Genomic DNA, 20712 nt, shown 5'->3' with positions numbered 1-20712 from the left:
CTGCGGAGCGCGTCGTGCGCAGCCTGAATCAGATCATCGAGTGGCGCGGAAAGCCGCAGGCCATTCGTGTTGATAATGGGCCCGAATATGTCAGTGGCAAGCTCATGGAATGGGCTGAAAAACATAGCGTTAGGCTCGAATACATCCAACCCGGCAAGCCCCAGCAAAACGCTTATATCGAGCGCTACAACCGCACAGTTCGCGGCGAATGGCTGAGCCAATACATTTTTGAAACCATCGAGGAGGCACAGGATCAGGCTACGCAATGGCTCTGGACTTACAACAATGAGCGCCCCAACATGGGCATCGGCGGCATAACACCCGCTATGAAACTGAAAACAGCTGCGTGATTTCTACGGCTGGACCCCATTAAAAATGGGGGGATTACCCGTTGACCTGATCGAAATAGCCAAACAGATTGGCGCAATCGTCTTCCAGCCCCTGAAGGTTACGCGCAATGTTCGGGTTGGTCGCCGCATCCCCGCGCAGACTTCGAGCCCGGCGCAACATTGCCGCCATGATCGCCCGCATATCCGGCGCACTTGCCCGTTAAAACCGGTCAACGGTCTCTGCAAGCGCTGCGCGTGTGGAGTGTTCAGAACTGATAGCGGCCAACAGAACACTGCGCTCGATCGCCATGGTCACCGACTTGCGAATGCTTTCGGCGCTCAACTCGTCCTTGATCAGGTAATCGGCACAACCAGAGCGCATCGCTTCGACGATGATGTCATGTTCACCAACACTTGTGACCATGATCGGGATCGCGTTCTTTTGTCGACCATGCGATTTGACAAGTGCAAGCGCCTCAAGCCCGGTTTCAACGCCAAGATGATAGTCAAGGAACACAAGGTCGAACTGATAGCGATCAAGCGCCGCCGCCATTTGCGCAAGATCAACTGCCTCTTCGGCCTTGAAATTCAGGCCGGTCTTTTTGCAAAAGGTGATGATCCGGTGACGATCAACAGGGTCATCATCCACAAACAACACCGACAAAAGATGTTTTTGGCTCGGAACGACAAGCTGAGAGGGTTGGATGTCTTTTGCCCTATCTTTCATCGGCGTCTTCCTTTTTCAACTATGCCGCGCCTGCCGCCTTTTACGGCGTCAAAGCGGAATATATGCCGGGGGCAATCCCCATTTGGCTAACATTGTGGCGCCTCACAAAGCGCAGCCCCAAAGCCCATTAACTCGCGCCCAATGACAAGTCTCAAAAAGCGAGCCCATCACAGCCTGAGCCTCAGAATGCCAAATCCGGACTAAGAAACGGTTAAAAAGACCACGCCAATTTGGCGCGCATCAGGGCCTTGCAACTGGCATGACAGTCCTACTTTGGTCGTAGAAAACACCCCCATCAAAGCCTTGCTCTTTGGGAAATCTAGGCTACGCTCGCGTCTTGTGAATGCAACGTAAGAGGTATTTTCACTGGCCTGCGAAGGGGGGAGCGCGCGCCGGTTCAGCGTTTCGATTGCAAGACCTGGCGACCCGATTGTCGCCCTGACACAACGATCAAACACATAAGATTTTCAAATGGGAGGAACCACATGAAACATCTGCTATCATCCATCGCCGCGCTCGCCCTGATGGCCGGGCTAGGCCACGCACAGGGCGCGAATGTGCCCGACAACCTCGACAAGCTGTCGAATTTTCAATCGACCGGCGTGACCGATTTTACCTTTATCGAGCAAAGCGGCGCCTATGCCGATGGCATCAAGAAGACGCTTGAGGGCATCACCCTTCCGGCGGGCTTCAAGATCGGCCTTTACGCGGTTGTCCCCGATGCGCGCCACATGGCCGTCGGCCCGCAGGGCGTGGTGACCTTTGTCGGCACGCGTAAAGACAAGGTCTGGTCGGTGACCGACCGCAACAAGGATCGCGTCGCCGATGAGGTCAAGGATTTCGCGCCCTCGCTCAAGTTCTCGATCCCGAACGGCCCATGCTTTTCCAAGGATGGCTTTCTCTACATTGCCGAACAAAACCGCGTGCTGCTGTTCCCTGCTGCGGAATTCTTTTACGAAAGCCCCGATGTGGCGGCCTTCAATCTTGTGGCTCAGGGTGACCTGATCCCCGAAGAACAGGAAAGCTTCAACCACACCGCGCGGGTGTGCGATATCGGCCCGGATGGCAAGATCTATATCTCGCTCGGCCAGCCGTTCAACGTCGCGCCGAAGGAAAACCTCGAACTCAACACCAAATGGGGAATCGGCGGTATCATCCGCATGAACACCGATGGCACCGGCCGCGAGGTCTATACCTATGGCGTGCGCAACTCGGTCGGCCAGGATTTCCACCCCGAAACCGGCGATCTGTGGTGGACCGATAATCAGGTCGACGGCATGGGCGATGACATCCCCCCCGGCGAGCTTAACCACCAGACCGAGGCAGGCCAGCATTTCGGCCATCCCTGGTATGGCGGCGGTTCGGTGCGCACCAACGAGTACAAGGGCGAAGAGGTGCCGGTTGATGTGGTGATGCCCGCAGTTGAAACCGTGGCCCATGCCGCCGACCTTGGCATGACCTTCTACACCGGCAAGATGTTCCCCGCGCATTACAAGAACGCCATCTTCTCGGCCCAGCACGGCTCTTGGAACCGCACTGATCCGGTTGGCGCGCGCGTCATGGTCACCCATATCGCCGAAGATGGCACCGCCACGATGGAGCCCTTTGCCGAAGGCTGGATCGACGAGAACGGCGAATACCTTGGCCGCCCGGTCGACGTGGCGCAACTGCGCGACGGCTCGATCCTGGTCTCGGATGACCTTGCCGGCGCTATCTATCGCATCTGGTACGAGGGCAACTGATGCTCAAGGCATGTGTTCTGGCTCTGGGCGGGGTTTTCCTCGCCCAGAATGGCCTTGCCCAGGAGGCCGTTGGCGATCCTGAGGCCGGGCGCAAGCTCGCCGGTCAATGCCGCACCTGTCATGGCATCGACGGCTTTGCCAAAATCCCGATCGCGCCGCATATCGGCGGCGAGAACCCGGCCTATATCACCCATCAGCTGACCGCGTTCCGCGAGGGCACGCGGGTGCATGAAATGATGACCGTCGTGGCCAAAAACCTTGACGATACCGCCATCGCCAACCTCGCCGCCTGGTACAGTAGCCAGACCCCGGTCGCCGCACTGTCCGCGCGCCAATCGCCCGACGATGCGCCCGAAGGCTGTGTTGCCTGTCACGGCGTCGACGGCATCGCCCAGATCGAGGATGCCCCCAATCTTGCGGGCGAAACGACGATGTATATCGACACCCAGCTCAAGGCGTTCCGCACCGGCAAGCGCACCCATGACATCATGACCGGGATCGCCGCCGAGATGACGAACGCCGAAATCCGCGCCGTCGCCGAGTGGTACGCCGCCGTCGATTTCAAGGTAAACCCACCCCAATAACCCCGGCCTGCCGCGCGCCAGACAAGCGCATGATCTTACCTGGAGTGGCCGGGGCGGACCTCGCTGAGGAGCAGGAACCTCGCATAGGCACACTTGCCGAAGCCTTGCCGCGACAGTCGACTACGAGCCCAAAAACGTCGTTGGTGAAAAGTGCAGCATTTGACATCAAGGGCGGAGAGCGGTCATTCGCTTAACTTCGTCCGAAGGTTCACAGTGCCCCTGTGGTTTCAACGGGTGGTCGCAACACTTTAATCTTTTGAAGAAGATGGAGTGTTTATCATGAAGTATCGCAAGCGGACGTTTTATACGAACAAACAGAAGTCAGAGATGTGGGACCGCTGGCAGCGCGGCGAGTCGATGAGTTCGATTGGGCGTCATTTCAATCGCGCGTCGTCTTCGATCTTCCCTCATTTGGCGCAGTTTGGTGGAATCCGGCCACCTGATCGCCGACGGTCTCGATATGCTTTGAGCCTGATGGAACGGGAGGAGATATCCCGTGGGTTGGTCGCAAAGCAGTCGTTTCGATCCATCGCGCAAAAACTGAACCGGTCTCCTTCGACAATCAGCCGTGAGGTTGGCCGAAATGGTGGACGTCAAGCCTATCGCGCGGCGAGCTCAGATCAGCGCGCTTGGGACTGCTCAACGCGGCCTAAGTTGTGTAAGCTCTCTTTCAACCGATCCTTTGTGCCAACTGATCGCGCGCAAGCTGCGCCGGAAGTGCTCACCCCAGCAGATCGCTGGTTGGCTCAAGCGCAAGCATCCAAACGAAGCGCAACGCCGCGTGTCCCACGAAACGATCTATCGCAGCCTTTATGTTCAAACCCGTGGGGTTTTGAAGAGGGAATTACAGGAGTGCCTGCGCAGTCCGCGTGCAATCAGACGGTCTCGCCATGTGACCCAAAAGGGGCTTAAGCTGCGCAAGATCAAGGATGCAATTCCGATCAGTGAACGCCCTCCTGAGGTCGAGGATCGGGCGGTTCCGGGTCAATGGGAGGGCGACCTGATCGTGGGGTCAAACAACAGCTATATTGCCACACTGGTCGAGCGCCATTCCCGGTTTGTGATGTTGGCGAAGGTCGAGAACAAAGACATCCAAAGCGTCATCACGGCCCTTATCAAGCAAGCGCGAAAACTGCCCAGGGAGCTCTACAAATCGCTGACTTGGGATCGCGGATCAGAGATGGCAGGGCACCGCAAGTTCACCATGGCCACCAAAATCGACGTCTATTTTTTTGATCCTCAGTCTCCGTGGCAGCGCGGCAGTAACGAAAACACCAACCGACTTCTCAGGCAATACTTCCCCAAAGGCATTGATATATCAGGCTTTCGTCAGGCCGAACTCAGCGCAACCGCGCGCCAGCTCAATGAGCGGCCCAGAAAGACCTTGCAATACCATACTCCAGCAGAGAAATTTGAAGCCTGTGTTGCAGCGACCCGTTGAAACCGCAGAGCGAAGCGGACATTTATGCCTTCAATGGTATGAACCGCCCCGGTTTTACCGGAGACTGTTTAGTTCTTCTCAAGCGACTTTATCGAGCAAGTTCATGTTTGCATAGAATGCTTCCTCTGCTTCTGTTGGTGTGATTTATCCGATGGGTTCAAGCAGGCGGCGGTTGTTGAACCAGTCGACCCATTGCAAGTTGATCACCAGAAGGGCGACGTTGCCGATATACATGGACGCCACAAGACCCCATGCAATCTCTGGCTTTTGCGTGAACAAAAGCGGCCCAGGCTGCACGTTGAACATCAAGAGTGCCCCCAGCAAGATCGCCCTGGTCCCCGAGCCGGGAATACCAAGCGTCAGCATTGGGACCATCGCCCCGCCAGCTGCTGCGTTATTTGCCGCTTCGGGCGCGGCAAGACCGCGAATGTTGCCGGTGCCAAAGCTCTTTGCTTCCTCTGGTCCCGCCAGACGCTTTTCGGTGCCATAAGCAACCGCCGAGGCGACAGAAGCGCCGGTGCCGGGTAAGACGCCGATGAAAGAGGATCGCAGGATCGTCCATCGCAGCTTGATGATGTCTGCGGCCTGCACAAAACTTTTGTCGACAGGCAGGGACTTTAGCGTCCCTTTCACTTGCTGTTCAACGAGGTGGAGCAGTTCGGCCATCCCGAACAGGCCGACCACGACAATCAGGAAATCAATGCCTGCAAGCAGGTCGGGTATCCCGAACGTAAAGCGCGGCACGCCAGTATTGGCATCGATGCCTATGGTCGCCAGCATCAGCCAGATAAGAGCGCCGAGTAATGTCTTGACCGTGCTTTTGCCAACAAGTGAGGTCAAGGATGCAAATGCAAAGACCATGAGCGCAACGTAGTTCGCGGGTGAAAACCCAACGGCGACGGATGCGAGTAGCGGGCCAAAGAGAATTGCTGAGATGATGAAGCCGAGCGGTTCATAAAGTTCGGCATAAGCGAACAGCAACACCACCATCAGTGCGATCCTGAACCAAGTGTATTTTGCAACCGCAAAGGGTTCGGCGTCCGGACGCCAAAGTATATAAAGAAGGCAAGAAATAGCTGCTCCGGCGAGAAGGCACAGCCAGCAATATTTTTGTATCAGGTGGGCTGACTTTCGACAGAGCGGCCAAACGTGCCATTGTCGCGGGTAAAGATGTCGATCTTCGCGCCCGCGAGGTCCAAATGCTTGAGATATTGATCAACAACCTTGGCCGGATGCTGACCAAGGAAGAGGTTGCGGACAAACTTTACAGCTTTGACGAAAGCCCAAGCATGAATGCGGTCGAGCAGATTGTCACTCGACTGCGGCACAAACTGCATGAAACGCCACTCGTGATCAAAACCCCCGGCGGCCTTGGGTACATGGCTTATGTCGCCGATGACGAGTAAAGCCCGCAGCTATTCACTTCAGCGGCGCCTTTTGTCGATGATGGCGCTCGGATTTATAATACTTTTACTCATAATTTCGCTGTTGCTTTGGAACTATGCACGCGGTGCCGCGAACCGGACATATGACCTCTTGCTGGCAGGGACGGCATTGGCGGTCTTGGAGCGCGTACCACCCGGCCCCAATGTCCGTCGGTTGACCTGCCGTCTTCGGCCATGGAGATCCTCGCACTCGCGCCGGATGACCGGGTAGTCTACCGGGTTTTCTCGCCGGATACAGGTGTGATTACAGGCGCGAGCGATCTGTCAATTCCTGCGGATATGGGATTGCTGTCAACGCCCGTCTTTTTTGATGCACCTTACGGCGATCCGTTCCGCTTCGTCTTACAGGGGCGCCAGATGGGCGGCTTTGGGTCGCAGTCCAGATTGGCCAGACCCTTGAAGCAAGGCACGCGCAGCAATTGTCTCTTTTTCTGAACGGGATGACAGGTTTGGCCGGCATCTCATTGATCGGCCTTGGGTTTGTCTGGCTTGCAATCCGGCGCGCGCTTTCTCCATTACGCCAGATCGAAGCCGATTTACGCGCGCGTCCGCCCGGCGACCTCACACCTGTCAAGGGGGCTTCTCCGCGCGAAATCAGCGGTCTTTTTGAAGCGATCAACAGCTTTATCGCTCGCCTTGATCGAAACCTGAAACTGACCGAAGGCTTTATCGCCGATGTCGCGCACCAGACGCGCACATCGCTTTCTGCCCTCCAAGGTCATTTGTCTTTGGCTGTCGATTCCAAGGATCCGAAGAAAATGCATGCGCGTCTCGTCCGCTCCGAGTTGCAGGCCGAGCGCACTGTGCGGTTAACCAATCAGCTTTTGGCGAATGAGATGGTGATCCACAGATCTGACCGCGCGACGCTGAATCCGATCGCGCTAAAACCTGTCGTGCATGACACGCTTGCCGAAATGCTCCGTGACAGCAGAATGCGCAACATCATGGTAACGTTTGATGCGGATAACCTTCCAGATGGCGAAGACATGTTGATTGCGGATGCGCTGTCGATCCGCGAAGCCTTGCGCAACCTCATTGACAATGCGATCCGCCATGGCCCGCCCGACAACACGATCGACATCACACTGGACATCGAAGATGATGCATTGGCGCTGAAGGTCGAAGACGCAGGGCCCGGCGGTGCAATGGCCCAGACCATTACAATATTTAGTGCCACTGATACCCCCGCTATGGCGCCCGTTATCGCAGAATTCGAGGCGCGCAATCCCGATGTGACGATTGTGTATGAAGAATACCAGACGGTTGCGTTGCACGAGGCTATGTTGGCTGGAGCGGCACCTGACGTGGTTATCAGCTCGGCGATGGATCTACAGGTCGATTTGGTTAACCGGGGTATTGCTAGACGGCTCGATATGCCCGAATTCGAAGCACTGCCAGAGTGGTCCATCTGGCGTTCCGAACTTTTTGGGTTCACTTTTGAGTCGGCCGTTATTGTTTACAACAGCGAATTGGTTGCCCCTGAAGATCTGGCCAACGAACACCGCGAACTGGCCAGTTTCATTCGCAACCATGGAACAACGCTGCAGCGGCGTATTGGCATTTACGACCTTCGCAGCTCTGGAATTGGTTATCTTTTTGCCACGCAAGATGCCGAACAGGGGGTGCAGGCACAGCGGATCACCGAGATCCTTGGTCAAAGTGGCGTGCGGACGTTTTGCTGCACCTCTGATATGGCGGCGGCGACAGCATCTGGCGAAATCTCGCTTGCGATCAACGTGATTGGTTCTTACGCGATGTCGCTGGCGGCCCAAGACCCACGCGTGGGGGAGCATTTCTTGTCTGACTACAATCTTGTCATGGCCCGCAGCGCGTTTATACCCGAAATTTTGCCCAATCCTGCCGCTGCCGAACTCTTTGTAATGTTCTTGATCTCCGAAGACGGACAGCGCGTCATCGCAACCCAATCGCAACTCATTCCGATTCTTGAGGTTGCGAAAATTGACGGCTGGGCCTTCGCTCAATTGCGGGCCCAAGAGGGCAGTTTCCTGCCCATTTGCCTTGGACTTGGACTTGGACTTGGTCTGCTAACATATCTCGACAATCTCAAAAAGAACAATTTTTTGGAAGGATGGGATGCCTCACTGCGGAGTTCACGATGAAAGCTATTCGACGAACTGGTTTCTCACCGGTCCCGTCGCCCTCGCTTTATGACATAATGCCAATCATAGATTGATTTCTAACCGAAAGCGGACTTTTGGACGCCAGGCAGCATCGGTCAATATGGTCTCCTGGACTAAGCCGCTCTCGCGGCAATGGCGCGGGTCTGCGTGCCTCTGAGGTGACGAACCTTAAGGTGCGGGACATCGACAGGGACCGCATGCTGATCCATGTCGAGCGGGGCAAAGGCGCTCGGCGGGCATGTGGCGGCTTCCACCAAATGCGATCACCATCATATCGCATATAACAGTTGCAAAAACCGGCATTGCCCGAAGTGTCAGGGACCAGCCGCGCGTGACTGGATGGCGGCGCGGGTAGATGATCTGCTGCCGGTGGCAGTATTCCCATCTGGTCTTCACGTTCCCCGGCGAGATTGCAAAGATCGCCTATTGGAACAAGAAGGTGATCTACGGCCTCTTGTTCAGAGCGTCGGCAGAAACGGTGACAACCATCGCCGCCGATCCCAAATGCCTTGGTGCCCGTGTTGGCATGACCAGTGTCCTGCATACTTGGGGATCAGCGATGACGCATCATCCGCCTGTGCATATGATCGTGCCTGGCGGCGGACCGGAAGCCGTTCTGGCATATCTCAGCCGTTATACACATCGGATAGCAATCTCAAACAGCCGCATTATCAGCGCTGATGCCCAAACCGTTGCCTGTCAATGGAAGGACTACAGGGTCAAGTCCGGGGATCGCATGAAGGTCATGCGGCTGAACACGGGCGAGTTCATCCGCCGGTTCCTGATCCATGTGCTGCCTGACGGTTTTCACCGTATACGCCACTACGGTCTGCTGACCAGCGCCACCCCGCTCGGCACCAGGGCCGCAGGCTGCTGCGGCACCGCGATGCGCGTCTTGTTCCCCTGCCCTGTACTTTGAGCGTGCAAACCCTATGTAACCCTACATCGTCAAACGGAGTGACCCATGCGCCTTACGGTATATTCTATGATCGTCGCCCTTCTCGCGACCACGGCTTCGGCCGGCTCGATCAGCTTTGACAACGGCTGGCGCGAACAACGCCTGTCCTTGTTCAGCTCGAACGACTACCGGTTCGGCACCAACCTTAGCATGGTGTCAGACGATTCGATCTCGCTCGCCTGGACCCGGATTGCCCAAAGCGATTGGCAAACCAGCGGCGCCTCGTGGAGTTGGACCGTCGATCAGTCGGTGGCGCCCACGGACCTTTCCCAAAAGGGCGGCGATGATCGCAATATCTCGCTTTATTTCGTGTTCGTGCCGCAAAGCACCGCGCCCAAACTTCAAAACGCCAATATCAAAAGCCTTCTTGGCAATGATGAGGTGCGGATCATTCAATACGCCTGGGGCGGCAATCACCAGCGCGGACAGGTGATCCCGTCGCCCTATGGCCCCGCCGGACAGGGCGTCACCATTGCCCTGCGTCAGGCCAGCACCGGCTCGCATAGTGAAAGCGTCGATCTTGCCGCGGATTACAGCCGTGCCTTTGGCGGCGAAAAAGGCGCGCTTGTCGGCTTGGCGGTGTCCGGCGATAGCGACGACACCAATAGCGTCATCCGCGCCGCGCTTGGCAATCTCAAACTTCGCTAGATCTCGGGGTTCGGCAGGCTCTCGAACGCAAGTTTGAGGGCATCGCCCCAACCGTCGGAAATGGTGGCGAAATACGGGTCATCCGCCTCGATCCGCAGGGTATTGTCACTGCTGAAACTATCGGCGTCGTAAAAACACACATCCAGCGGAAGACCGACCGACAGGTTGGCCTTGATGGTGGAATCAAAGCTCACCAGCATCAGCTTCATCGCATCGGCAAAGCTCATGTCCCGGTCATAGGCGCGCACAAGGATGGGGCGGCCATATTTGGTCTCGCCAATCTGGAAAAACGGCGTCTCGACGCTGGCCTCGATGAAATTGCCCTCGGGATAGATCAGGAACAAACGCGGCGGACCGCCCTTGATCTGACCGCCAAGGATCACCGTCGCGTTGAAGCCGGAATCGGCGCGCTGCCCGGTGCTCGCGTGGGTGTCGATCACCCCGCGCAGGGTCTCTGCCACAAGGCGCGCGGCCTGAAACATAGAGGGCACAGACAGGATCGAGGGGTCGCGATCGTCATACGCCTTGGTGCGTTCCTCAAGCAGGCTGACAACCGCCTGCGTGGTGGCAAGATTGCCCGCCGTCATCATGACAAGCGCGCGCTCGCCCGGCACATCGAAACGGTGCAGCTTGCGAAAGGTCGAAATATTGTCGACCCCGGCATTGGTGCGGGTGTCCGACATGAAAACGATCCCGCGATCAAGGACCAACCCGACACAATAGGTCACCTGCGCAACCCTTCCCTTACTGTTGCTGCGTCACGCGAAGCGACACATCCATGCGTTCCTCGGCCAGCCCATAGCGGTGCCCCACAATCGGCGCGGCCTCGGTATAATCAAGACCGGTCGCCACCCGAACATACCGCGTGTCGGGCGAAATCGCGTTCGAGACATCAAACCCGACCCAGCCCAATCCATCGACATGCGCCTCGGCCCAGGCATGGGTCGCGCTTTGCTCGTCCTGGCCATCCATCCGCAAATACCCCGAAACATAGCGCGCCGGAAGCCCCATCGCACGCGCGCAGGCAATGAAGACATGCGCGTGATCCTGACAGACCCCATGCCCGGCGGCGAGCGCATCCTCGGCACTCCAGGCGATTTCGGATTTGCCGGTCTCATAGGCAATCGCGCCATGAACGCGCGTCGACAGGTCGTGCAGCTTTTCCAGATCGCTATCGCCTTCGACCATCCGCACCAACTCGCGACAGCCCTTGCCCGCGCGGGTATGCTCGGTCGGCTTCTGAAACAGCCAGAGCGGCGCAAGCCCCTGATGCACGCCAACCACCCCGGCGGTATCGCTCATCTCGACAATGCCTTCGGCGCGCACGACAAGCTGTGTCACCTCGGGCTCAAAGCTGAACAGGATGACATGATTGCGGTGGTGGTCGTCAAAGACCACCTGCTGTTGCCCGCCCTCGACCGTGATCTTCCAGTCGCGCACGACCTGACCGCGCGTCGGTTTCGGCGACAGGCGAATTTGCTGCACCCCGTAGGGCACCGGGGCGGAATAATCATAGCGGGTCGTGTGTTTGATCAAAAGGCGCATGGCTTATCCGTAGAACCTGTAATCAATCTCGATCTGGTTGCTCAGCGCCGACAGGTTTTGCAGCACCTCCTGCACATATTCATGCAGCCCATAATCAAAGATCGCGTTGATATCATGGCTTAGAAACCGTCGACACATGGTATCGACCACCTGATGACAGGGCAGGCGCAGGTCATAGTCGCTCGCCAGATACCGCAGGTTGTCGCGCAGCTTGCCGCAACAGAAATTAAGACTGCGCGGCATGCATTTGTCGAGGATCAGAAACTGCGCAATGCCGCGCGGGGTCACATCGGGGCCAATCGCCATGCGATACCCGCCCTCGGCACTGACCGAGCGCAGGATCGTATCCCATTGGACATTATCAAGCCGCGATCCCACGGCGGCGGCCGAGGGCAAGAGCACATAGTATTTCACGTCCAGAATCCGGGCGGTGTTGTCGGCCCTCTCGATAAAGGTGCCGATGCGCACGAAATCGTAAATCTCGTTGCGCAGCATGGTGCCGTGAATGGCGCCGCGCACAAGCGCGCTTCGTTCACGCACCAGAGCCAGCACCTTGGGCAGATCGCGGTCGCGCACCTTGCGCGCCATCGCGTCCTGCAACATCATCCAGCACGAATTGACCGCCTCCCACGCCTCGTGGGTCAGGGCGGTGCGCACCAGCCGCGCGTTTTGGCGCGCCTGCCCGACCACCGACAAGACCGAGGCCGGGTTATCAGGATCCCGCAGCATCCAGTCGATCGCAAGATCGGCCGTCACCTCGCCGTGTTTCTCGACGTAACCCTGTGACATGGCCCCGGCCTGCAACACCGACATCCAGTCATCGGCGCCACTTCCGGCACGGGTCAGCGCGATGCGCTGACCGGTTTCGATCATCCGCGCGGTATTCTCCGAGCGTTCAAGCAGACGCGCCATCCAAAACAAGCCACCGGCGGTTTTTCCAAGCATCGCTTAATCCTCCAGCACCCAGGTGTCCTTGGTGCCCCCGCCCTGCGACGAATTCACCACAAGCGAGCCCTTTTTCATCGCCACCCGCGTTAGACCGCCGGGGGTGACCTGAATGCCGTCTTTCGACATCAAAACAAACGGCCGCAGATCGACATGACGCGGCGCAAGCCCGGCCTTGGTAAAGACCGGCACGGTTGACAGGCTAAGGGTAGGTTGCGCGATGTAATTGCTCGGGCGCGCCCGCAACTTGCGCTCGAACTCCTTGAGCTCTTTCTTGCTCGCCGCCGGGCCGATCAGCATGCCATAGCCGCCCGATCCGTGCACCTCCTTGACCACAAGGTCGGAAAGGTTAGCCAGCACGTAATCAAGGCTTTCCTTCTCGCTGCACCGCCAGGTCGGCACGTTCTGCAGGATGGGGCGCTCGCCGGTATAGAATTCGACGATCTCGGGCATATAGCTATAGATCGCCTTGTCATCGGAAATCCCGGTGCCCGGCGCATTGGCGATTGTGATACCCCCGGCGCGGTAAACATCCATGATGCCGGGCACGCCAAGCGCCGACTCCGGGTTGAAATTCAGCGGATCAAGAAAGTCGTCATCGACCCGGCGATAAAGCACGTCAATCGGGCGATAGCCCCGCGTGGTGCGCATCGCCACGCGCCCCTCGACCACGCGCAAATCATGCCCCTCGACAAGCTCGACCCCCATCTTGTCGGCCAGAAAGGCATGCTCGTAATAGGCCGAGTTGAATATCCCCGGCGTCAGAACCGCGACCGTCGGCGTGCCGTCACACCCCTCGGGCGCCGAGGCCGCCAGCGACCGGCGCAGGTTGCGCGGATAATCCGACACCGGGCGCACCCGTGTCTTGCTGAACAGTTCGGGGAACATCCGCAGCATGGTCTCGCGGTTTTCCAGCATGTAACTCACACCCGAGGGCGTGCGCGCATTGTCCTCAAGCACGAAAAACTCGTCCGGCCCGGTGCGCACAAGGTCGATCCCGGTGATATGCGTGTAGATACCGCCCGGCGGCATGACCCCGATCATCTGAGGCAGGAACGCCTCGTTGTTGGCAATCATCTCGCGCGGCACACGGCCCGCGCGCAGAATTTCCTGCCGATGATAGATGTCATGCAAAAAGGCGTTGATCGCGCGCACCCTTTGTTCGATCCCGCGTTCAAGGCGTTGCCATTCGCGACCGTCGATAATGCGCGGAATGATGTCAAACGGGATAAGCCGCTCTTCGGCCTCCGACCGCCCATAGACATTAAAGGTGATCCCGGTCAGGCGGAACAGGTCTTCGGCCTCGCGCTGCTTGGCGCGAAGGCGACCCGCATCTTCCTGACTCAGCCAGCCATCAAAGGTCTTATACGGTCGGCGAACCGCGCCGTCATGACCATGCATCTCATCAAACATATCCATGATTTGATGCTTTCGTTGCGTCACCGCGCGCGCAATGCTGTTTTCGGACCAAAGAATAAAACCGCGCGGTTTTGCCGCCTTCGCGCCCATGAAATGCACAAGAATAAGGCGTTTTGCGCGATTTTCCGGCACAAGACTCGCCGCACTGGGCGTTTCCATCGGGCGCAGGCGCGACACCTTAATCCACTTATGGCGCACGAAATGCTGGAGTTACCCGCAAGGGCTGCATAAAACCGTATGAACCTGTATGATCAAGGCTTTCGAATGACCAAAAGCACAGACGCCGCCGACACGCCGGAACTCGCCCAGGATCCGCACCGGGTACGCGACCTCAATGAGCGGAACCTCGAATCCGCCATTGGCCGCGAAGTGCGCGCCTTTCGTCACCAAAAAGGCATGACCGTGGCCGATCTGGCCAATGCGACGGGCCTGTCGCTCGGGATGCTGTCGAAAATCGAAAACGGCATTACTTCGCCGTCGCTGACCACTCTGCAAATTCTGGCGCATGCTCTCAGCACGCCGATCACCTCGTTCTTTCGCCGCTTTGAAGAACGCCGCGAGGCGATGCATGTGAAAGCCGGGGATGCGGTTGAAATCAACCGTGCCGGCACCCGCTCTGGCCATCAATACAACCTGCTTGGCCATATCGGCAGCAACGCCTCGGGCGTCATGGTCGAGCCATACCTTATCACCCTGTCGGAAACCTCTGACGTCTTTCCCACGTTTCAGCATGACGGCCTTGAACTGCTCTACATGCTTGAAGGCGTGATTGATTACCGGCATGGCGACAATCACTACCTGCTGGAACCGGGCGATAGCCTGTTCTTTGACGCGGATGCGCCGCATGGCCCGGACGGGCTTGTGCAACTGCCCGCGCGGTATCTGTCGATCATCTGTTATCCTCAGGGCAACTAACCCCCCTCTTCGCGCCTGACCAATACGACATGAATGCGCCCCGCATTGCCGGGCGGATTTTGTCTTTTCTATGCTTGTTAAGAAAAAATGTTTCCTGCTAGTTGAATCAATTGTTTTCTGTGCTAGAGTTTTCTCAAACATGAACCAAGGAGAACCGACTCATGTGTGGCATTGTGGGCTTATTCCTGAAGGACAGCGCGTTAGAACCGCAGCTGGGCGCCCTTCTGACTGACATGCTGGTCACGATGACCGACCGCGGCCCGGATAGTGCCGGCATCGCCATTTATGGCGGCGCAGAGGCCGGCAAATGGACCATGACCGTGCAATCGGCCAATCCCGACACGGATTTTGCAACGCTCAAAGACGATCTTGCCGCCGCCCTTGGCGCGCCGGTCGAAATGACGGTCAAAGACACCCACGCGGTGCTTGAGATCGACGCCAACAAGGCCGACGCCGCGCGCGCCGCCCTTAAATCCCTGCGCCCTGATCTTCGCATCATGAGCTCGGGCGAAAGCATCGAGATCTTCAAAGAGGTGGGCCTTCCCGCCGATGTGGCCGCGCGCTTCGAGGTTTCCAAGATGTCGGGAAGCCACGGCATCGGCCACACCCGCATGGCAACCGAATCCGCGATCACCACCATGGGCGCGCATCCGTTTTCCACCGGACCCGATCAATGCCTCGTGCACAACGGCTCGCTCAGCAACCACAACAGCCTGCGCCGCCGCCTGATCCGCGAAGGCATGACCTTTGAGACCGAAAACGACAGCGAAGTCGCCGCCGCCTACCTGAGCTGGAAAATGGCCAACGGTGCCGATCTCGGCGGCGCGCTTGAGGCCTCGCTTGACGACCTCGACGGGTTTTACACCTTCGTTGTCGGCACCAAGGACGGCTTTGGCGTGCTGCGCGATCCGATTGCCTGCAAGCCCGCCGTGATGGCCGAAACCGATCAATATGTCGCCTTCGGCTCGGAATACCGCGCGATGGTCAACCTGCCGGGTATTGAGACCGCCCGCGTCTGGGAGCCCGAACCCTCAACCGTTTATTTCTGGAAGCACTGACCCATGCAGACATTTGATCTAGAGGCCGACGGGCTGCGCGCGCTCAATTCGACGCTGCACGCCCAAAAGGAACACACCAACGCAACCGCCTGGGAAATCATCAACCCCAAGGGCAGCCACGCGCTTGCCGTGGGCGTCGATGCCCCGCTTGATATTACCGTGCGCGGCTCGACCGGGTATTACTGCGCGGGCATGAACAAGCTTGCGACGATCCGCATCAAGGGCAATGCGGGGCCGGGCGTGGCGGAAAACATGATGTCCGGCAGCGTCATCATCGACGGCGACGCAAGCCAATACGCCGGCGCCACCGGTCGCGGCGGCACGCTTGTGATCAAGGGCAATGCCGCCTCTCGCTGCGGCATCTCGATGAAGGGCATCGACATCATCGTACATGGCAATATCGGCCATATGTCGGCCTTCATGGCGCAATCGGGCAACCTTGTGGTCTGCGGCGACGCCGGCGACGCGCTTGGCGACAGCCTCTATGAGGCGCGGATTTTCGTGCGCGGTTCGGTCAAGAGCCTTGGCGCGGATTGCATCGAAAAGGAAATGCGCCCCGAGCATATCGAGATCCTACGCGACCTACTGGCCCGTGGCGAATGCGATGCCGACCCGTCGGAATTTCGCCGTTATGGCTCGGCCCGCAAGCTCTATAATTTCAACGTCGACAACGCGTCGGCCTACTGAGGCACATTCAGATGACTGATCAATCGCCGAAAATTCCCCAAACCGTGCCGCGCCAATCCGCCACTTTCACCAATGAGATCAACTCGGAAATCCGCCGGGCTGCGGCGACGGGCATCTATGATATCCGCGGTGGCGGCGCCAAGCGCAAAGTCCCGCATTTCGATGACCTCTTGTTCCTTGGTGCCTCGATTAGCCGCTATCCCCTCGAAGGCTACCGCGAGAAATGCAGCACCAACGTCACCCTCGGCACCCGCTTTGCCAAAAAGCCGATCGAACTTGATATCCCCGTCACCATCGCCGGCATGAGCTTTGGCGCGCTGTCGGGCAACGCCAAAGAGGCGCTTGGCCGTGGCGCGACCCTTGCGGGCACCTCGACCACCACCGGCGACGGCGGCATGACCGAAGAAGAGCGCGGCCATTCCAAAACGCTGGTCTACCAGGTGCTGCCCTCGCGTTATGGCATGAACCCCGATGACCTGCGGCGCGCCGATGCGATCGAGGTGGTGATCGGTCAGGGCGCCAAGCCGGGCGGCGGCGGCATGCTTCTGGGTCAGAAGATCACCGACCGGGTGGCCGAGATGCGCACCCTGCCCAAGGGCATCGACCAGCGCTCGGCCTGTCGTCACCCCGATTGGACCGGCCCCGACGATCTTGAAATCAAGATCCTCGAACTGCGCGAAATCACCGGCTGGGAAAAGCCGATCTATGTGAAAATCGGCGGCACACGGCCCTATTATGACACCACTCTGGCGGTCAAAGCGGGCGCCGACGTCGTGGTTCTTGACGGTATGCAGGGCGGCACGGCGGCCACGCAGGATGTGTTCATCGAGCATGTCGGCCTGCCGACGCTGGCCTGTATCCGCCCGGCCGTTCAGGCGCTTCAGGACATGGGCCTGCACCGCGAGGTTCAACTTGTGATCTCGGGCGGCATCCGCACCGGGGCCGATGTGGCCAAGGCGCTTGCGCTTGGCGCGGATGCGGTTGCCATCGGCACCGCCGCCATGGTCGCGCTTGGCGACAACGACCCGCGGTGGGAATCCGAGTATAACGCGCTCGGCACCACCACCGGCGCCTATGACGACTGGCACGAAGGCCGCGATCCGGCCGGCATCACCACCCAGGACCCGGCCCTTGCGGCGCGTCTTGATCCGGTTGCGGCCGGGCGTCGTCTGCGCAATTATCTGGCCGTTCTCACGCTTGAGGCCCAGACAATCGCGCGCGCCTGCGGTCATAACAACCTGCACAACCTTGAACCCGAAGACCTCTGCGCGCTGACGATGGAAGCGGCCGCAATGGCCCGCGTGCCGCTTGCCGGCACCACGTGGATTCCCGGTCAGGGCGGGTTCTGAAGATAACTGCCCCCGGCACAGATGTCCGGGGGCCAACCAGATAACGACAACAGGGAAAAGCAAAGACATGGCCAAGGATCTTGCTCAATTCGCCGCCGAAAACGGCGTAAAATATTTCATGGTATCCTATACCGATCTGTTCGGTGCACAGCGCGCCAAGATGGTCCCCGCCCAGGCGATTGCCGGCATGCAAAAGGACGGCGCCGGTTTTGCGGGCTTTGCCACATGGCTTGACCTGACCCCGGCGCATCCCGACATGCTTGCCGTGCCTGACCCCGAGGCGGTAATTCAACTTCCCTGGAAGCCCGAGGTCGCCTGGGTGCCCGCCAATTGTGTGATGAATGACGCCAAGCTTTCGCAAGCACCGCGCAACGTCCTTCTGCGCCAGATCGAGGCCGCCGCCGAACAGGGGCTGACCATCAAGACCGGCATTGAGGCCGAATTCTTCCTGCTTGATCCCACCGGGGTCGAAGTTTCGGACAAGTTCGATACCGCCGAAAAGCCCTGTTACGATCAACAGGCGATCATGCGCCGCTATGACGTGATTGCCGAGATCAGCGATTACATGCTCGATCTGGGCTGGGGCCCCTATCAGAGCGACCACGAAGACGCCAACGGCCAGTTCGAGATGAACTGGGAATTCGACGATGTGCTGGCCACCGCCGACAAGCATTCCTTCTTCAAGTTCATGGTCAAATCCGTGGCCGAGAAACACGGCCTGCGCGCCACCTTCATGCCCAAACCCATTCAGGGGCTGACCGGCAACGGCTGTCACGCGCATATCTCGATCTGGGACAAGGCGGGCAAGACCAACCTCTTTACCGACGGCACCCACGACCTTGGCATGTCCGACACCGGCTGGCATTTCCTTGGCGGGATCATGAAACACGCCTCGGCGCTTGCGGCGATCACCAACCCGACCGTCAACAGCTATAAGCGCATCAATGCCCCGCGCACGATGTCGGGGGCCACATGGGCGCCCAACACGGTGACATGGACCGGCAACAACCGCACCCATATGGTACGCGTCCCCGGCGCCGGGCGGTTCGAATTGCGCCTTCCCGATGGCGCGGCCAACCCCTACCTGATGCAGGCGGTGATCATCGCCGCGGGCCTGTCGGGCATCAACACCAAGGCCGACCCCGGCAAGCGGCTTGATATCGACATGTACAAGGACGGCCACACCGTCAAGGATGCGCCGCCCCTGCCCCTCAACATGCTCGACGCCCTGCGGTATTTCGATCAGGACAGCGCGCTGAAATCCGCCCTCGGGGACGAGTTTTCAGCAGCCTTCATGAAGCTCAAGCATCAGGAATGGAATTCGTTCGTCTCGCATTTCTCACGTTGGGAACGCGAGAACACGCTCGACATCTAACTCCCCGCCGCCTTTTCCCGAGGGCGGGGCACCTGCGCCGGACCCGCATTTGCGACCGGCGCAGTTTTTTATCTGCAACCGCCTGTGCGGGTCTTATGCCAGAGGGCGCAGACCTGTATCAAATAGCTGGCAGATGTTTTCATCAGAAAACACCCCTTAATCGTGCACCCGCCCTTCACCGCAGCCGCACGATCACGTCAGCTGCAACCGCAGCATTCAGAAAGTCGGGCGGGAAACGGTCATTCGCTGCGGTTGCAAGCCTGATTTGCGCATATTCCGAAAGCGGTCCTTCAACTGGTAGCTAATTCGCATTTCCGTTCTGCGCTGCGGCGGTCACGTCAGAACCCTATCAAGGCATTCTACACAACGCGGCGAATATCTGCATTCACCGCAGCCCTGCTAGAAACTGTCAAGGTTCAGCATGGTTTTGCCAAGGACTTCTGTACACTGGAAGGCCAGCACTCCAGTGCCTTGGCGGGTCTGATCGGAAACCGCCGTTCCCGACTCCATGACCAATCTCCAGACAAGCGCTCTACGTTGCTCAGACTATTGTCCGAGGTTCCAGATGTCGCGATGGAGGTGCCAGCCCCCGTCGATCTGAATCCAATGTACCACGTACTTGGCGGCGACGACAACGCGCGCGCCGTTCTCGCCCGGCGCGGAGAGAGTGAGCGTACCAACATCAAGTGCGCTGTCGCCGGTGGCGATCACTTCGGCTGCTATCAGGTCTAGGTCAGCGAGCCCGCTTTCAATAGCACCCGCCCAGAAGGCGGCGATCTTCTCGCGGCCGTCGATACGCGCTCCGCCCGGCGGCAGGATCGCAGCATCCGGCGCATAAAGATTAGCGACAGCGGCGCTGTCGCCGGCATTGAAGGCCGCTTCGAACTCGAGCGAGCGAGCTTCAATTGCCTCGGTCACACTGTCGGCCAATGCGGGAAATGCGGGAAATGCCAAGAGTGCAAAGGCTGTCGTCAAGAGAAATGATTTCATATCAATATCCTCGCTTAGTCGACACTGAACGGAGTGTCACCGTTTTTGAAATATAACATATAAGCGAGAAGAATGCATCCTTTCCCGCGTTTGCAATTGGCAATATCGGTTGTGATTTGAGCTTCCTCCCCTAGGCACCTCTCACGCTTGGGACCACACCATGAATGACAATTTCTTACGGACGTGACCGGGCAACCCCGGAAGTTGACACCCACTCAACGCCCACTTCGTCCTGCTCTGCCGTCATTGAACCCAAGAGAATGCTGCGTTGTGCACGAATGGCTGCAAAGCGAAAGCTGCGATGCGGCGATTGATACAATGCCGGATATCCGCTCAGGGCCGATTACCACAAGAATCCGTCCTCTCCCTTATCAGCCCCTCTTTGCCGCTTCTGATACCTTAGCTTACAGATAC

The 20712-nt window shown here is 58.5% G+C and carries 20 protein-coding genes and 2 pseudogenes; 14 read left to right on the top strand and 8 right to left on the bottom strand.

Annotated features, from left to right (window positions below; genetic code table 11):
• Positions 1-350 (top strand): integrase core domain-containing protein (locus ROG8370_RS03895; RefSeq protein ID WP_139838036.1); only part of this gene is annotated, 350 nt, incomplete at its 5' end.
• A 34-nt stretch (positions 351-384) separates the two neighbouring features.
• On the opposite strand, the gene ROG8370_RS20480 is transcribed toward ROG8370_RS03895, so the two are convergent.
• Both ROG8370_RS20480 and ROG8370_RS03890 read right to left on the bottom strand, forming a co-directional pair.
• A complete protein-coding gene (locus ROG8370_RS20480) occupies positions 385-531 on the bottom strand; it encodes a hypothetical protein (RefSeq protein WP_170925175.1) in 147 nt (48 codons plus the stop codon).
• A gap of 18 nt (positions 532-549) precedes the next feature.
• Positions 550-1056 (bottom strand): response regulator, encoded by a 507-nt coding sequence (locus tag ROG8370_RS03890; protein WP_085825758.1) that lies wholly within the window; start codon positions 1054-1056, stop codon positions 550-552.
• Between the two features lie 485 nt (positions 1057-1541).
• Between ROG8370_RS03890 and ROG8370_RS03885 the strand changes: the two genes are divergently transcribed.
• The 3 genes and pseudogenes from ROG8370_RS03885 (at position 1542) to ROG8370_RS03875 (ending at position 4823) form a co-directional block, all read left to right on the top strand.
• Positions 1542-2798, top strand: coding sequence for a PQQ-dependent sugar dehydrogenase (locus tag ROG8370_RS03885; protein WP_085825757.1), 1257 nt, complete (start codon positions 1542-1544; stop codon positions 2796-2798).
• Positions 2798-3382 carry a c-type cytochrome gene (locus ROG8370_RS03880; RefSeq protein ID WP_085825756.1) on the top strand — a complete coding sequence of 195 codons (585 nt, stop codon included), beginning with the start codon at positions 2798-2800 and terminating at the stop codon, positions 3380-3382. Before ROG8370_RS03885 ends, ROG8370_RS03880 begins: the two co-directional genes overlap by 1 nt.
• A gap of 279 nt (positions 3383-3661) precedes the next feature.
• A pseudogene (locus ROG8370_RS03875) lies at positions 3662-4823 on the top strand (IS30 family transposase).
• 144 nt (positions 4824-4967) lie between these two features.
• On the opposite strand, the gene ROG8370_RS03870 reads toward ROG8370_RS03875, so the two are convergent.
• Positions 4968-5813: a tripartite tricarboxylate transporter permease gene (locus tag ROG8370_RS03870; RefSeq protein WP_245827193.1), complete on the bottom strand. Its 846-nt coding sequence runs from the start codon at positions 5811-5813 to the stop codon at positions 4968-4970.
• Between the two features lie 86 nt (positions 5814-5899).
• On the opposite strand from ROG8370_RS03870, the gene ROG8370_RS20875 reads away from it, so the two are divergent.
• From ROG8370_RS20875 to ROG8370_RS03845, 5 genes and pseudogenes are all read left to right on the top strand, one after another.
• Positions 5900-6229, top strand: a complete 330-nt coding sequence (locus ROG8370_RS20875) for a winged helix-turn-helix domain-containing protein (protein WP_306372360.1) — start codon at positions 5900-5902, stop codon at positions 6227-6229.
• A gap of 213 nt (positions 6230-6442) precedes the next feature.
• Positions 6443-6703: a sensor histidine kinase N-terminal domain-containing protein gene (locus ROG8370_RS20870; protein ID WP_245827191.1), complete on the top strand. Its 261-nt coding sequence runs from the start codon at positions 6443-6445 to the stop codon at positions 6701-6703.
• Positions 6688-8388, top strand: a complete 1701-nt coding sequence (locus tag ROG8370_RS03860) for an extracellular solute-binding protein (RefSeq protein WP_245827190.1) — start codon at positions 6688-6690, stop codon at positions 8386-8388. Before ROG8370_RS20870 ends, ROG8370_RS03860 begins: the two co-directional genes overlap by 16 nt.
• 246 nt (positions 8389-8634) lie before the next feature.
• A pseudogene (locus ROG8370_RS03850) lies at positions 8635-9256 on the top strand (IS91 family transposase); the annotation flags it as partial.
• Positions 9257-9373: 117 nt separating this feature from the next.
• Complete coding sequence (locus tag ROG8370_RS03845) at positions 9374-10015, top strand: DUF3047 domain-containing protein (RefSeq protein WP_085825754.1); 642 nt, start codon at positions 9374-9376, stop codon at positions 10013-10015.
• Here the strand turns inward: ROG8370_RS03845 and ROG8370_RS03840 are convergent.
• From ROG8370_RS03840 to ROG8370_RS03825, 4 genes are read right to left on the bottom strand one after another with little or no spacing between them, the layout of a single operon-like run.
• On the bottom strand, positions 10012-10743 hold the full coding sequence (locus tag ROG8370_RS03840; protein WP_085825753.1) for a proteasome-type protease: 732 nt from the start codon (positions 10741-10743) through the stop codon (positions 10012-10014). The genes ROG8370_RS03845 and ROG8370_RS03840 overlap by 4 nt on opposite strands.
• 16 nt (positions 10744-10759) lie before the next feature.
• A complete protein-coding gene (locus tag ROG8370_RS03835; protein WP_085825752.1) occupies positions 10760-11560 on the bottom strand; it encodes a transglutaminase family protein in 801 nt (266 codons plus the stop codon).
• Positions 11561-11563: 3 nt separating this feature from the next.
• Positions 11564-12505 (bottom strand): alpha-E domain-containing protein, encoded by a 942-nt coding sequence (locus ROG8370_RS03830; protein WP_085825751.1) that lies wholly within the window; start codon positions 12503-12505, stop codon positions 11564-11566.
• Positions 12506-12508: 3 nt separating this feature from the next.
• Positions 12509-13924, bottom strand: coding sequence for a circularly permuted type 2 ATP-grasp protein (locus ROG8370_RS03825; protein ID WP_085825773.1), 1416 nt, complete (start codon positions 13922-13924; stop codon positions 12509-12511).
• A gap of 264 nt (positions 13925-14188) precedes the next feature.
• Between ROG8370_RS03825 and ROG8370_RS03820 the strand changes: the two genes are divergently transcribed.
• The 5 genes from ROG8370_RS03820 to glnT all read left to right on the top strand — a co-directional run bounded on the left by ROG8370_RS03820 (position 14189) and on the right by glnT (position 19308).
• On the top strand, positions 14189-14839 hold the full coding sequence (locus ROG8370_RS03820) for a helix-turn-helix domain-containing protein (protein ID WP_085825772.1): 651 nt from the start codon (positions 14189-14191) through the stop codon (positions 14837-14839).
• 161 nt (positions 14840-15000) lie between these two features.
• Positions 15001-15897, top strand: a complete 897-nt coding sequence (locus ROG8370_RS03815; RefSeq protein WP_085825750.1) for a class II glutamine amidotransferase — start codon at positions 15001-15003, stop codon at positions 15895-15897.
• 3 nt (positions 15898-15900) lie between these two features.
• Positions 15901-16584, top strand: coding sequence for a GltB/FmdC/FwdC-like GXGXG domain-containing protein (locus tag ROG8370_RS03810; protein ID WP_085825749.1), 684 nt, complete (start codon positions 15901-15903; stop codon positions 16582-16584).
• A gap of 11 nt (positions 16585-16595) precedes the next feature.
• On the top strand, positions 16596-17933 hold the full coding sequence (locus ROG8370_RS03805; RefSeq protein ID WP_085825748.1) for an FMN-binding glutamate synthase family protein: 1338 nt from the start codon (positions 16596-16598) through the stop codon (positions 17931-17933).
• A 67-nt stretch (positions 17934-18000) separates the two neighbouring features.
• On the top strand, positions 18001-19308 hold the full coding sequence (gene glnT, locus ROG8370_RS03800; protein WP_085825747.1) for a type III glutamate--ammonia ligase: 1308 nt from the start codon (positions 18001-18003) through the stop codon (positions 19306-19308).
• Positions 19309-19854: 546 nt separating this feature from the next.
• Here the strand turns inward: glnT and ROG8370_RS03795 are convergent.
• Positions 19855-20298, bottom strand: coding sequence for a YybH family protein (locus ROG8370_RS03795; protein ID WP_085825746.1), 444 nt, complete (start codon positions 20296-20298; stop codon positions 19855-19857).
• Between the last annotated feature and the right edge of the window lie 414 nt (positions 20299-20712).

The sequence above is a fragment of the Roseovarius gaetbuli genome (genome assembly GCF_900172365.1).
GTDB lineage: Bacteria > Pseudomonadota > Alphaproteobacteria > Rhodobacterales > Rhodobacteraceae > Roseovarius > Roseovarius gaetbuli.
Note: the sequence above shows the minus strand (reverse complement) of the source record. Positions and strands in the feature narration are given on the sequence as shown.